We start from the raw sequence: 15,409 nt of genomic DNA, 5'->3' as shown, positions 1-15,409 counted from the left end.
TTGAACGATTAGAAAACCCCGATGCCGATTTAGTGGCATTTTTAAGCGCTAGAATTGTTGAGTTTAATTGGGCCCACTGGGAGTCATACCAATCACATTAATGATGTGATCTATCAGAGCACCTCAAGCTTTTCAATTCAAGGCGCATTAATGCAGTAAGGGTTATTCCCTTTTAAATTAATGCAACGATGAAGTGGAATGCTTGAGACGCTCCCGAGGGCGGGTTTCAAAGGGGATTTCTCTGCGTTGAAGACTTTTGACATAGCACCACTATGCCTGCAAGCCTTCGCCTTGATTAATACCCTTTGAACTCCCGCTGAATGATCAGATAATTAATACGATTGGTATCACCAGCCGCGATCCTTTAGCGGTGCAAGTCACCAATGATCAAGGTGAAGTGTTAGCTGGCGCCGCGGCGCGCTCTTTTGGAGATTGGTTATTATTGGACACGCTCTGGGTGAGTGAGGCGTTAAGAGGTCAAGACATTGGCAGTAAAGTGTTAGCTGAAATTGAAGCTATGGGGCTAGCAAGGGGCTGTACAAAGTGTTTGCTCGATACGCTCAACTTCCAGGCCAAACCTTTTTATGAGCAGCGGGGTTATCAAGTGCAGTGGGTACAAGAAGGTTACCCTAAAACGGGCTGTAAATACTTTATGATCAAGCAGCTCAGCGAATGATTATTTTCGACTTGGAGTTTGCCGCCACCAGATCCAGCAGCCCGTGCCGACCACCATCAATAGTGCCAGCGCAAATAAATCCCACAGCCACACAGTCAGAGAACCAAACAAGCGGCCACTGTGTAAATCCTGCATGACTCGCTCCCAGGTTAAATGACCGCTGCGAGCATTAAGCTCGATAGCCTGCCACTGCTCCTTGGCGAGTTCAGTTTTTGCAATGGGAGTGAGCCATGCAATATCTGAGCGAGCACTCTGCACTGTCGAAGCAGGCTGCCATTCCACTAAGTCTTCATCACTTAAAAACAGTCCTTGGGCCGTTTTAAGCCACACACCAGACTCATCATAGGCCATCGCTTCTATGCCCTGAGGCAAGCCTGTACTTAGGCCTTGAGTTTCATAAAGCTCGCCCGATAATGAAAATAAATACGCTTGCTGGCTATCAATGGCAACCAAAGATGTCCCCAGTTGAACCGCGCCAATCAAGGGTCTTTGACTCTCGAGAATACGTTTATCATTCAGCCATAATTGAGTGTCTGTGGCAGCTAGCACTTGAGGACTAACACTGAAAACACTCAGGCTTTTAGGTGCACTAATACCGTAATAATCCAGTAACCAGCCCTGCCTAACTTGAGCTGTGTCTAGTTTGAAGTCTTGGCTGTGATTAATGGCCACTCCAGTTACCACTAACAGCATAATAAACAGGGCACTGCACAGACCTAAGCGTCTATGCCAGGGGCGTAGCGCCCTTAGCACTTGATTCTTCCAGTCTTGGCGCCTGAATTTTTGGCTCGGATGGCTACTTTTGGTCATAATCTTTTGATCATAGTGGTTTGCTCATAGGGGTTTAGTTATATGAGATTTAGTCATCAATTATGAGCTCGCCTCTGTCTTATTAACATGAGCGTCGAGCCACAAGGCAATGCGGGATAGCTTAGTTAAAGCGCGCACCGACAAGGTCGCCCCTGTGATACCATCGATATGCTTATCTAACTTATTATCCGCTTGCAACTTGGCGGCTTTAAATTGGTCGGTAAAAAAGGCATGACGCACTTCGTCGCCGCGACTCTCACGGTACACCAACACCTTAGTTTCCACTATGGCGCCCGCTTTAACGTGCACCCCAACGGTGATCGGCGCCTCTTTACCAATTTCATCCATGATCCACACACTGGCATCACCTTGCTGCCAATAACGTAAGCGCATTTTGTTGAAACTATGGGATAAAATCTCTTCGATAACAGCCTTGGCCTTGTCATCGAGCCAAAATACTTTGGCTTTGGGTAGCTCGCCTTCGAAGGCATGCTGAATAAATTCTTGGGAAGACGAATACTGAACTTGCTCGGCCTGAGCCGAAGTGAACAAGAAACTTATGCCAAGCAGTAGTAAGCTGATTAATTTCATAAGATCCTAAGGTTTGAAAGAAGGCTAAAAATAAAAACGACACATAAAACAAAGGTGCCTATCATACTGAAAAAATGATAGGCACCCCAAGTGTTTTATCTGCTTAAGTCCAAAGACTTAATACTCGCGATACTATGTCTTAGAATTGGTAACCAACACCTAAGTTAAAGCCGTCAGAATCTGCAGCGCCGCCGATGTTTTCATAATCAGCTTTAAATACCACATTTTCATGTAACCAGTAGTTCACACCTACGTTGGTTTGCTTTTTCTTGGTATCAGCAGCATTGTCGCCAGCGTTGTTGTCCCACTCGTTGTAACGAGCGAATACCCCAAACTGGTCATTGATGCGGTAAGACGGCTCGATGTAGAAACCGTTTTGCTTATCACGGCCTAAGGCTTCAGCTTCTTTACCATCTATGTTCCACTGGGCATAAAGCGCTTTAACAGTGAAGTTTTCAATGTTATAGATAGCGTGAGCTGACACTAAAGTCGCTGATGCTGTATCAACACCTGCTTCACCTTGGGTTAAGTCTGACTGGTATTGCACAGTCGCTGCAAGCTCAAGACCTGGCACCGCAGTGTACTTAACACGGCCGGTGTAGGCTAAGTCTTCGCCTTTAGCTTCAGAGACTTTTTGGCGACCATCACGGATTTTGTATTCTTTACCCTGAGGAATATACAAACCTGAAGTCACAGCAGTATCAAAGGCAACACCAGGTGCCGCTTTAATATTTAAGTTAAGACCCCCTTCCCACCAAGTCGCTGGGATGATGTCTTTCTCAACTGGGTTACGCTCAACACCGTAAAACGTCGTTGGTTCGTGAGTTTCGTTGATGATACCCACTGGCATTAGGAATAGACCCGCTTTACCGGTTAGCATGTCGTTAAAGTCATGCTCGATATAGGCTTGTTCTAATTCAACTTCGCCTTTTTTACCTTCGCCAGCAATGGAGTGCTCAACTTCTAATTCAGAGAAGAAACGGGTTGTGCTGTTGAACTCGTGGCCAACAAACAATACGAAACGGTGGAAATCGAACTCTTTCTTATCGGTGTTTTTTAGATTGTCAGAGATATTGTTGTAGTGCAGCTCACCATAACCACCAATAGTGGTTGCTGATTTACTAGAGGCAGTTGATTCAACCACGTCGGCAGTTTTTTCTACACGTTGTTCTGTCTGCTCGAGACGCTTTTCTAAATCTTTTAATACTTTCTGTTGTTGCTCAATGATTTTACGTAATTCTTGAGTCTCTTCAGACGCCGCTGCAGTTTGGCTTACAAACATGCCTAAAAGTGCGGTAGCAAGTAATGTTTTCTTCATCATTTTCATCCCGATTAGTAGTAAAACGCGTAAATTATTGTAAATTTGCGGGGATTCTACCAATTGATTTGAATAATGCAAACTATTCGTATTTAGAATGCTTGATTAACATCAAAGAAATAAAAATACTTCAACACTAACAATAAGATAAAGATTTAAGATTCCTGACAATAAAAAAACAATTTTAGTTTACATTGAAACATTCGTTAATGGGTAGCTCTCCTCAATACAGCTCAACTCAACAATGAAGCAAGGTTTTCAAATATTCAGTCATAAAAAAGGCCACTTCCCGTTCCAAGGAAGTGGCCTGATGGGCCTAGCTTTACTGCTTAAAAAGTTAAACTCATCTTGTACTATTTCAGCAATTGAAATGATGAGGAACGATTGCTAAAACCTGGTACTCGGTCCCTGCACACTAGCCTATCGCAGCGCTAATGGTTCATTTCATGCTGGTGTGGCATGAATACCATAAACAGCAATTTCAATGTAATACATTGTAAACAAAGCAATAAAATCAATAAAAAGTAATTCATAACTCCCTTCACTCCTGTGTTTAACCCTGCTTTAAAACCCGCTTTAAAGTTAGTCCCTAGTGCTTTTTTATAATTTCAGTGATGCAGATAAATTAGTACTCATAGCTAAACTGCAGGCTGTATTCTGTGCCCGGTTCTTTGGCGTAGACCAGCTGGCCTTGCTGCTTGTATTCCGTGGTTTCATCGAGCATATTCTTCGCCTTCAGCTTGATGCTTATGCTATCGGTTGGGAAAAAGCTGTAGGTGAAATCTAGGCTGTTAAAAGGTTGTTCAAACACATCATCAAGCCCGCCGCGACCACCATAAGCAATGCGCTCACCAAAAATGTTATAAACCAAGGTGGCACTGTGGTAGTCATCTGAGGAGTCATAACTTAGCTGCATATTGGCCACCCATTTTGAGTGCCCAGTCATGACTCGTGAATGATGTGTTGGGTCGATTTCACCATTGCTGGCGATATCTATGGCCGAATCCCCTAAGGTTAAGTTGCCTGCGATAAAGAAATCCTCCCACAGGCTGCCCTCATCGCCCAAAAAGCCTAACTGCTGTAAAAACTCAGTTTCGATACCGTAAATGTAGCCAGATTCAGCATTATAAAATTTAAGCTGACGTCCGGCTTCTGAGATCCGCTGAATAGGCTCAATGGGCGCATCCACATCCTTATAAAAAGCACCAACACTTAAGTTGTTGCCCGAATCTGAATAGTATTCCCAGCGTAAATCTAGGTTATAAATGTCTGAGCTTTTAAGCTCTGGATTGCCGAAAAAATCAAAGCCTGTAACTGGGTCCTGAAAGCGCACCGGTGACACTTCGCGTAAATCTGGTCGCACTAAGGTTTTGCTCGCGCCAAGGCGCCACTGAGTAGTATCGGTTTGCTTCCAGGTTACTGATATTGAAGGGAACCAAGCGTCTTCAGCGATGGCGTAATCATCAAGCTGATAACGGCCGCCCTCATCGGATATTTTGCCCTCTGGATCTATCGGTAAAGTGACCCGCCTAAAGTCTTCATAACGCACCCCAGCGTACACCCGCCACACATCTTCAAAGTCGATATCTAGGCTGATAAACGCCGCGTCATTCATCTCGGCGGCAATATAATCTTCGGTATCGGTTGAGGCGTCTTTAAGCTCTAAACCTAAGACATCACTGCTGATATTGGCATTTGAGAAAATCTGATTAAAATCTTGAGATAATATGCCGCCATTAACATCACTTGGGCTTAAATCCACGTCAAAGCCTAAACGGGTGGCATAGCTTTCACGGCTACGCTCAAAGTATTCATAACCTGTGGTGATTTTAACCAGGGCGCCATCAAAGTTGATGGGGTAGCTTACATCCCAGCCATAGTTTTGGCTGTCATCTTCTAAGCGGCTATAGACATATTTAGGCGCATCTTGAGTGTTCAAATTGCGCGATAACACCTTGTTAGCATCATCTAAAATCACGTTATAGGTATATGACATTTCATTGGGCGCATAACGCTCTGAGCGCGCATCGGAAAACTTCCAATTAAATTCGGCATCATTTAAATATTCAATAAAATGATGGCCTTTTATCTGATTGCTAATAAGACTACGTTCTTCATAACCTATGCCGAATATTTGCAAGGCATTGGGTTCACCTAAGGTATCTATGGTCTCTTCTATGCCCATGGACACATCGTCTGAAGTATCGTGCAGATAAGTAGTGAAGGTTTCAATTTTGTGGTTATAGCCGATTTCTAAACCTAAATTCACCATGCCCGAAACTTGCACGATTGAGTCTGTGCCCATGATGTCTTTTTGGTTTTCGATATTAATATTGCTGGCATCACCATCAAGCTCAAGCTCTTTTTTACGGTAGTTGTCTTGCTGCTTTTTATAAGAAAACGCCGAGATAACGCCAAGAATCATCTCATCACTGAGATCCCAGCGATCGCCGATGGCAATATCCCCTTTAAAGCCAGGTGAGCTATCCTGAGCCTGCACTGTCATATCCCTGTGCATGCCAAGGGCAAGTTCACGGTTAAGCTGCTGCGCCGCAGGATAATTAATCCCGCCCTGAGAGCCGGTAACAATATCAATGGGGCTTATGCCGCCATACTGATTAGTGGTATTGGCAATGGCATCAGGCATGGCGCGCTTGCCATCATCTTTACCTAAGCCGCTGTTATCTAAGCTATAACCTAGAGCATCATCTGTGTCGTTAGTGTTGTAACGCCCGCCTACCGAAGCTTTAAAGAAGAAGTCTGCCGGAATCGATTTAGTGCGTATATCCACATGCCCGCCGCCAAAGGCCGCTGGCGCATTGGCTGAAGCCGACTTTTGCACCGATAAAGACTCAATAATTGAGGCCGGGAACATGTCCAAAGGCACCACGTTACGGGTGGGATCGGGCGATGGCACAGTTGCGCCATTGAGTGAGGTGCTGGAATAGCGCTCCCCTAGGCCGCGAACATAAATAAACTTGCCATCTTTTAGGGTTAAACCCGTTACCCGCCTAAGGGCTGCGGCGGCGTCACCATCACCGGTTCTGGCAATTTGCTCTGCGCCCATGATATCCGTGACGTTAACTTGCTCACGGCGCTCTTCAGTCGCCGCCGATGCCGAGGTACGCAGTCGCCCCACCACTGAAATCACTTCAATGGGCTCAATGGGGAAGGATTCACCCTGAGCTGACGGGCTTGATTCAGTAGATTGAGTTGATTGAGCGGTTTCTGTTGATTGAGCATTGATTTCGCTGTGTTCTATTTTCACAGCGTCTTGCGAGTATACGGGTAAGGCTGGAAATACGCTGGCCACTGAAATCAATGAGGCAATGGCAAGACTTAGCTTATTGACGGTAAAACTCGGCTTGGTTTTCATAGGGTTACTATCCTAGATGCGATTCAAATGCTAGCCGCCCTAGGGCGGCTATTAAACGGGAGACTTGTTTAGCTCCCGCTATGCTCTACAGGTTATTGCGGAATGTGGACCCAACCTTGGCGCCAATCTTTCTTGCCATCAAACGCCCCTATGTAGTTTGTTGATTCGAAGAAGCTATCTTGAGCGCTTAAGTCCTTACCTTTACCCAGCAACACAGTATCTGTGGCTGCTGGCATACCATCTGTCAGGGTTACAGCACTTGTGCTGTTGCCTGTTTGACCTAGGAACCAAGTTTCAACATTCACGGCATTGGCGGTAGCGGCATTATCTGAGCTGTATTTAAACGGCTCGTTACAATCGATAACCGAGTGAGACATGGTTAAGGTCTTGTTATTAACGTTATCAATAAGGCCCGCGTAGCTGCCATCTAACTCTAAACACTCACCAGACTCTGTGGTGCTAGTGCTGCCTTTACGGCCCTGAACCAAGACGTTATAAAGCTCACCTGCGGTGGCAACCCTTAGCAATATGCCTTCGCCTTTATCGCCACTGGCATTTTCAACATCAACTCCAGGCAAGATAGTGAAGTTTGCCAACTTAGGCGCCGAGATTGGGGTATCGCTAGCACCTTTATGGCTATCGCCTTCGATGCCGCGGTTAGCTTGACCATCTTCATGGGTGATATAGACAAATTGCGCCTTACCAGTCCAGCCGTTGGTCCAATCCAATGAGTCATCGAAGTTATGGGTTAAATACACGTATTTAAGGTTAACCGCGCCGCCCCAGAACTCGACCCCATCATCGCCATTGGCATGGACTTGGATATGGTCAACTTGAGTGCCGCTGCCCACTGCCGCAAAAGAGATGCCGTTCATTTCTTGGGTGTCGTTGACTTTAAAGCCAGCGTATTTGATCACCACATAGCTTATCTGGCCACTGTTGTCGCTGTTGTCGTTGCCACCATATGGGAAGTCGCCCACCTCGAATGAGGCATCACAGGCATTTTTATCCGGGCAAGTATTAGTCAGGCCTTTACCTAGTACCACTAAGCCGCCCCATTGACCGCGCTCGCCCTCTGCGCCCATTAGCACGTCTTGCTGTGAGGTCATCACAATCGGGTGCGCCGCACTGCCTTTGGCCATGATTTTTGAGCCACGGCTAACAGCAATGTAGCTATTAGGTGTTGCAAATAACTGCGCGCCCGCTTGAATGGCTAAGGTGGCCGAGTCTTTTTTATCACCGCCAACAATCACGGCCCCGCCATCAATCTTGTACATCACATTCTGGCCCGCAAGCAGCGTGGTATTGCTGAGCACATTGCCCTCTAGGCGGCACACTAAGTTGATTTTGCTGTCCTTAAGGGTGCCCGCCACCACGCTTTCTGCGCTGGTGCCCACAGGGCATGAAGTTAAGGTTGGCAATGCAGTAGGGACTGGCGTTGTGTCACTGTGAATTGCTGTGGTCCAGTCTTTAGTCCAGTCGGTGCTGCCATCAAAGGCGCCGATATAATTTGCATTGGTTAATCTGTCATCTAAGTTACTTAAATTCGCTTTACCGGCAGAGAGTGCAATAGAAGATGAATTTGGCATGTAGCCTGTGAGATCTGAGGCGCCAACCAAGTTGCCAGTTTGCCCTTGATACCAAGCTTTGACATCCAGCGCCAAGGTGCGGCCTTCAGCTGCATCGGCCTTGGCATTTTTAAAGGGCTCAACACAATCGATTAAGCTGTGCTCCATGGTAAGCTCAGCGGTATTAGCATTGTTAACTGTGTTGTCGTCGTTAACTTCTAAACACTCGCCTGAATTCACATCACCTTTAACGAGCAAGTTGTAAGCGGTAACCCCGGTGCCTTTGCGAAACAATATTCCTTCGGCATCATCACCATTTGAGTTAGTGCCATTACCCACTTGCACAGTAATGTTTGCCAGCGCAGGCTTAGACATAGGCGATGCCGCGGCATCACTGTTACTGTCGGCTTCAATACCCCGGTTTGAACTATTGTCCCCTTGGCGGATATACACGTGCTGGGCACTGCCCTGCCAGCCGTTGGTCCAGTCTAGAGAGTCATCGAAGTTTTCAGTTAATACCACGTGAGATACCGATACATTACCGCCCCAGAACTCTAGGCCGTCATCGTTATTCATGTGCACTTGCACATGGTCAACCACAGTACCGCTACCTACCCCGGCAAAGCTGATGCCGTTCATTTCTTGGGTATCGTTAATCTTAAAGCCGCCAAACTCAACCCGCACATATTGCAGTGTGCCTGAGCTGTCTTGGGTGTCGTTGCCGCCATAGTTATGGTTGCCCACTTCAAAGGCTGCGGCGCAGTTATTTAAATCTGGACAAGAGTTTACCGGTGCATTACCCAGTAACACTAAGCCGCCCCATTGGCCGGCTTTGCCTGCCTCACCTAATGCCGTTTCCAAAGAGGTAAACACAATAGGCGCGGCTTTAGTGCCCTGGGCATAAATTTTTGAGCCACGGCTGATAACAAGGTAGGAGTCACTGCCGCCCAGCACTTTAGTGCCCGCTTCTAGGGTCAACTCCATTGGGTTAGTATTATCACCGCCCACTATCACAGCGCCATCAAGCTGCCATACCACGTCATTGCCCAGCACGATTTTGTTGCCTGTTTGACCGCCCGTGCTTTGAGAAGACGAGGATTGTGATGAAGCTTTAGCGGCAGTGCTAGCTAACGTACCTTTAAGCAGCCACACTTCTTTACCATCAACGCTAGTTACGCTGGTACTTTTAGTGGCAAAACCACTGTAAGCTATCTGTTGCGGGGTTTGAGTCACAGGTGGTGGGGTTACCGGTATTGTTGGCGCAGCAGGGTCTGCAGCCGTACTAATATTAATGTCACCGCCACAACCAGCAAGAATTAAAGCCGTAGAAATTGCACCTAGTTTAAACAGATTTTTCAGTTCCATTGTCATCTCCGAGACGGATATATTTGGCAATTAGTCCCAACTTGATAGCAGCGAATAGTGTGTAAACCGCCATATAACGCAGCGATAACACCCACCAAAAACACAAACCAAAGTTAGCGAACCTAATCACAATAGTGGGTTAGCTGGTGCATAAAACTACCCAGTAAAAATGACAAACAGACGGCACTAATGTGAAGCTAACATTTCATCAAGATGACATTAACGTTTAAAATTCAAGCAGATTCGAGCGCGGATAGGCGCTACAGCGAGGAGAGTCAAACAGTAAAAAGAATGATTTTTTACTTAAATAACTCAATATTTTGATTAAGTGGCTTTGTATCATGAGCAACAGGCTCACCACTTCAATATTGGTGTAACCTGCTGACTTAAAAGCGGGCGCAAAAATTTAGCTGTGGGTGGCCAATTGAATTCTCAATTGAATTCTTACCAATTGAATTGATACCCTAACCTACTGATTTAAAATAATGCCGCTAAAATTTCGCAAATACAGGGTACTGATTAAGTTCTGACAAGTTTCTGCACCAAAGTTTGTTTAGAATCTTGTGATAAGTTGCAAGGTGACCTCGGTCATTGGACTAACGTCCCGAGTGACGCCGTCAACACCTCCCTGTGGGCTCGGGCGCAGCATCCCTGCTGCCTCATTCAAGAGATAGACTCGAGCTATTTAGTCCAACACCCTCTCATTAGCTTCAGTGTTACCATTTAGATAAAAAATCAGCATATTTCTGCATGTATATAATTATTAAATTCTGACACGTTTATGCCCCAAAGCTTGTTTGTAAGATGTCCAAACTTCATTTGAATTAACGTCGTGGGTCTTCAACCCACACCCGAACAAGGGGGAAAGATCAACAGCAATCCCTCCCCCTTGGAGCTCCCTCCATGCCGCCCCGACGAAGTTGTTGAACCTCATATTCACCTAAAAATACCTAACGGCTCGACAGCACATCCCGGTGCCCAACGGGCCTTAACCATCATCCCTGATGGTTGCACGGTATTTTTAGGTGAATCAATCGGCAACTTCGAGGGGAGTTTATGTACCCTGTGAATGTACTGTTAGGGTTTACATAAGTATGGGCCTAGATTTTAAACACAAATGCTAAGAAGGTGAACCATGAGTGTTTGCGAGACGACCGTCCATCCCATGGACGGGATGTTCGAGCCCTCATGGACGAGTTTACGGCGTGTCGTTGAGTAAATGCCATGGCGAGCCTGTATGCAGAAATTTCAGTGACAGGTTTCAAGCCTTCAGCAAGTGGCTTTTTCAGACAAGTTCAGTGTGAATTTCTAGCTCACTTTTGTCCAAAAACGTGTTAAATCTGATCGCGGTGGATGCTTATCGATCGCGAAAATCAGGTTAGTAATCTTTTAAGGCTAACAGATACGCCAATGCTAAAAAGGTGAACCATGGTGATTTGCGAGCCGACCGTCCGACCCATGGCCGCTCTCTGGCATCCATGCCATCGCGGCATTTGTGAGTCCCTTCACATCAGACGGGATGTTCGAGCATCCACGGATGGACTTGCTGCATGTCGACGAGACTTTTTATGAAAGAAATGGGTCACGTCAAGCCTGTACGCAGGAATGTCAGCAACTGGCTTTCCAGGGTTCAGTGTAATTTTTCTAGCTCATTTATGTCCAAAAATGGTTCAAGGAGCTAGCTCAAAACAAAAAGCCTCAACATGGGTTGAGGCTTTTATGAATATCAGCACATTAAACTGATTAACGCGCTTAGGCTTGGGCGCTTTAGGCGCTTGTGTTTGAGGCTTAAGGTTTGAGTTTAAGCACGGCATCAATATCGGCACTGCTGTGACGATGCTCTAGCATTTCCCAGGGCTCGCCCCAGGTGCAGTTGACTATGCGGCCCCGCTCAACGGCTGGACGCTTTGCTATGGCTTTAGCCCAGCGCGAAACGTGCTGATAACTGGCGACATCTAAAAACTCGGCGGCGCTGTATAAGTTGCCTAAGACCAGATTGCCATACCAAGGCCAAATCGCGATATCGGCAATGCTGTATTCATCGCCAGCGATAAACTCATGCTTAGCAAGTTGCTTATCCAAGACATCCAGCTGACGTTTAGTCTCCATGGTGAAACGGTTTATGGGGTACTCGAACTTTTCTGGGGCGTAAGAATAAAAATGACCGAAACCGCCACCTAAATAAGGGGCTGAGCCTTGCAGCCAGAACAACCAGTTGAGTACCAGGGTGCGCTTAGCCAATGTTGCCGCTTGTGATTTGGGAATAAAGCGCTCAAATTTATCGGCCAAATAGAGCAAAATCGCGCCAGATTCAAACACTGAAATCGCTGTCGACTGGCTATTATCCACCAGCGCTGGGATTTTAGAATTAGGGTTGATATCGACAAAACCTGAAGAGAACTGATGTGACTCACTGATATTAATCATAAAAGCATCATACTCGGCGCGCTTTTCACCGCTGGCTAACAACTCTTCCAGCATAATGGTAATTTTCTGGCCGTTGGGCGTACCCATAGAATACAGCTGCAGAGGATGCTTGCCGACTGGCAATGTTTTTTCATGGGTGGCCCCAGAAACAGGACGATTAGTTTTAGCCCATGTGCCACCGCTTTGGGCATCGAAGGTCCACACTTTTTCCGGTGTATATTGCTTTGACATAAGATCTCCTGATGTAGTGTATCTATCATTTTTTGGCTAACATTAAACCCCAAGCTCCATTGACTTAAGCTGTGAGGCTACTTTACTTTCGTAGGCCTATTTATTAAATTTGAATATACTGCACTAAACGCCTGCCTCTCAAGATGGCTATCAATTAACTCACCACAATAGAGCCAGTGATCATAGTAAAAACGGTGTCAGCACCCAGTTCAAATATCCCTTCAAAACGAGTACCGACAGGCAAAGATGGGTTAAGTTCCTTTACCAGCTCTAGTGAAAATATTCCCGTCTTGAAATTAATTATTTTTGTCTGTACTACATCAAAATCAAAATAACGTCCGATTTCTGGATACAATGCCTTGAAAAGGCTCTCTTTTGCGGAAAAAATAAGGGTCACTATGACAGGATTCGGATTGGAATATGTCCCCACGAGTGTGTATTCAGATCTGATAAGTACACTTCCCACGATATCTCTAGCGGATTTTTCGTCAAGAAAGTTCTCAACATCGATACCGAGCCTTGTTATATTCGCTACATTAGCCACTGCACAAATGGCATATTCCTTAGAGTGACTGATTGAGCCAACAAAAGCATCAGGCCATAACGGCGCCCTATTTGTGCCTATTCCCACTGTAAAGCTTGTCGATCCTAAAGCGATTAACGCCTGACGTGCCATGTATCTTCCAGCCACAAACTCTGATTTACGTTTAGTAACTGCTAAGGAAAGAGAGCCATGAAGATCTTCCCCAAGAAGCTGCATAACATTCGAATCTGAATATCCGCCCGTATCAAAGCGACATTGATAACAAACACCTGGAAAACCTAGAATTTTCTTTTCAGAAACATGTTTAATGTAGGGGACAGTAGCGTAATTCAACATACTAAAATGAATTTCCTTAGACTTTATTTCTGAAGATTATATACCGACAAATTCAGGATTTTTTAGCTTAAAACTCGATCGATTCTGATAATGGCGACCTTACTACTCTTGCTATCATGGTCACTTTTTCAGCTATTCCTCACTATTTTCAGCTAATAGTACCGCAATTATGTCACTGCGACTAAAAGCCTCTATAGAAGGAGGAGTATTCGCTTTAGCCAATAATGTTAGAAGGCTCAATACCCTGTCGACTGATTTTATGCTTAAGATGAATAATCCATTACAGTGTAATATTAGATGCAATGACAAGCTATCATATTGTCCATATGTGAATGATTTAGAGAGTTAGACGAGAAAATGAACTTTTAAAAGCTAACTTGTTTGTATAATCAGCCATATTTATGCGTGAATCACCTATAAAACTCACAATTAAAATAATAAATTAATCCCTTTATTTTATAATTACCTAGTCAAAGTCCTTGTCCAATCACGACTCTACTGAATATGGTATCACCTTTAAGTAGTGCGACATAAAATGAAATACATTTGTTATGTGAAACTCAAACCTATCAATATAATAAAGAACACTAAATCAAAAGTATTAATTAAGTTATTATCACACCGAAACACAGCTATACCAACATACATCTAAAGTAGCAACGGAGAATGAAACGGTAACAATCTTATCGGAAAAATTAAATCAAAAGTAGTATTTAAACCTTAAAAATATAACTAGAACATAGAAATAACATATAAAAATAACAATAACGACTGACATTCATATTAACAATATATAAATAAAAACTTAACAAAAACATATTTGACAATGTAAATTAGCATGTTAACTTTGGCTGATTGATTTCAACTGTTAGATTTAAAACCATCAACACCGTCAACAATAAGTATTAGTTTGTGACAATAGAAAATTAACTTTCACCTTAAACATTTAATAGTTTTTATTTAATTAAAAATAAACATTACTTTTAGCTAAACAAAGTTTTCTATTTTAAGTTTAAAATTAAGTATATAAAGTTAAGGATAACTCGTAATGCTAACAAGTTCACTAACACCTATTGATGGTCGACCCACCATAAAAAATGAAAAAGTGATGCGAATCTTAGCTGATGCCCTATTAAGTGCCGAGGCTAAAGCAGTAGTTGCTCATGAATTTCATACGGGTATCGCAGCTGAGATCTCCACCGTTATTGAACTAGAGCTTGAAGTAAGCGTGTTTGAGCAACTTCTGCATGAGATGATTGTTGCCGGGTGGGGTGAACAAATTGGCCAATATTTTAAAGTCATTAACACGATTGATTCAAATGAACACGAAACTTTGCGGCATACGCAGCTTGCAGTGAGATCTGGCTCAGCCCTATTCGCAGCTGCCAAGGTGACAACGGCTAATGCACAACGCTATTACTTATCAGTTCACCATGCCCTCGCAGATGAGCATACGCTTGAAATTATTAGAAATTACCTCAAGTTATCCAACAAAAAAGCAAAAGATTTAGTGTTAAATGACATGGATCATGGCAGGCAAGCCTATTGCCGTTATGTGAAGCGCCAGCAAACGAAAGCAAAAGAAGCCAGTGCTTTGGTTAAGGTCAGTACACCCCATATGGCACCACTTATATTATCACAAGATGGACGACTGGCGTGGAATGCACAAGCAAAACGAATTAGCGTGCAGCGTAGATTAAACACCCAGAGACCCGCTCATGAAATACGCCCTATTGACACTGTGCTCACTCGATTATCTGAGGCTGGTGTCATTTTACAGGGCAATACCTTGTGCTCCTCCAAAAATTGGCGTTTAGCAGATGAAACACATGCCATAGGTATGATGACAGGCCTTATAACTAAGCCGCTTAAGCCGTCAACAAAGAGTTTATGTGAACCAGATATTGCCCTTGAGGCAAGTGCACGATATAGCCCAGATGCCCGTGCAGCGCTTGAATGCTGCCGCAGATCAGAAATTTTCATTAATGGTGCAGCACCTAGGCGAATTTCAGGAACACAAGTGATTGATACGGCATTTCCAGTCGGTTTAGATATTAGACGTACTGGTGAATTTGAAATTCAGTTCGAAATTGAAGGACCATTCAGCAGTAAAGCTGCAGTGATTGAAGTACTCAATGAACTTACTGATGTTTTCTAAGGATAGAGG

Annotated in this window: 9 protein-coding genes; 2 read left to right on the top strand and 7 right to left on the bottom strand. The window is 44.5% G+C overall.

What is annotated here, in order from left to right:
- Window positions 1-370 precede the first annotated feature (370 nt).
- Entirely contained in the window at window positions 371-676 is a 306-nt protein-coding gene (locus SDEN_RS03350; protein ID WP_011495096.1) for a GNAT family N-acetyltransferase, read from the top strand.
- Here the strand turns inward: SDEN_RS03350 and SDEN_RS03345 are convergent, their stop codons facing one another.
- The 7 genes from SDEN_RS03345 to SDEN_RS03315 form a co-directional block, all read right to left on the bottom strand.
- The gene (locus tag SDEN_RS03345) at window positions 677-1,486 is read right to left on the bottom strand and encodes a PepSY domain-containing protein (RefSeq protein WP_011495095.1); all 810 of its coding nucleotides are present in this window, start codon (window positions 1,484-1,486) and stop codon (window positions 677-679) included.
- Window positions 1,487-1,546: 60 nt separating this feature from the next.
- Window positions 1,547-2,077: an FMN-binding protein gene (locus SDEN_RS03340; RefSeq protein ID WP_011495094.1), complete on the bottom strand. Its 531-nt coding sequence runs from the start codon at window positions 2,075-2,077 to the stop codon at window positions 1,547-1,549.
- Window positions 2,078-2,216: 139 nt separating this feature from the next.
- On the bottom strand, window positions 2,217-3,395 hold the full coding sequence (locus SDEN_RS03335; protein WP_041405651.1) for a porin: 1,179 nt from the start codon (window positions 3,393-3,395) through the stop codon (window positions 2,217-2,219).
- Between the two features lie 625 nt (window positions 3,396-4,020).
- On the bottom strand, window positions 4,021-6,771 hold the full coding sequence (locus SDEN_RS03330) for a TonB-dependent receptor domain-containing protein (RefSeq protein ID WP_011495092.1): 2,751 nt from the start codon (window positions 6,769-6,771) through the stop codon (window positions 4,021-4,023).
- 92 nt (window positions 6,772-6,863) lie between these two features.
- Window positions 6,864-9,704, bottom strand: coding sequence for a hypothetical protein (locus tag SDEN_RS03325; protein WP_011495091.1), 2,841 nt, complete (start codon window positions 9,702-9,704; stop codon window positions 6,864-6,866).
- Between the two features lie 1,788 nt (window positions 9,705-11,492).
- Window positions 11,493-12,362, bottom strand: a complete 870-nt coding sequence (gene yghU, locus SDEN_RS03320) for a glutathione-dependent disulfide-bond oxidoreductase (protein WP_011495090.1) — start codon at window positions 12,360-12,362, stop codon at window positions 11,493-11,495.
- 154 nt (window positions 12,363-12,516) lie between these two features.
- Complete coding sequence (locus SDEN_RS03315; protein ID WP_011495089.1) at window positions 12,517-13,242, bottom strand: 4'-phosphopantetheinyl transferase family protein; 726 nt, start codon at window positions 13,240-13,242, stop codon at window positions 12,517-12,519.
- Window positions 13,243-14,290: 1,048 nt separating this feature from the next.
- On the opposite strand from SDEN_RS03315, the gene SDEN_RS03310 reads away from it, so the two are divergent.
- Complete coding sequence (locus SDEN_RS03310) at window positions 14,291-15,400, top strand: hypothetical protein (RefSeq protein ID WP_011495088.1); 1,110 nt, start codon at window positions 14,291-14,293, stop codon at window positions 15,398-15,400.
- The last annotated feature ends 9 nt before the right edge of the window (window positions 15,401-15,409 follow it).

Source organism: Shewanella denitrificans OS217, assembly GCF_000013765.1.
Taxonomy (GTDB): domain Bacteria; phylum Pseudomonadota; class Gammaproteobacteria; order Enterobacterales; family Shewanellaceae; genus Shewanella; species Shewanella denitrificans.
Note: the sequence above shows the minus strand (reverse complement) of the source record. Positions and strands in the feature narration are given on the sequence as shown.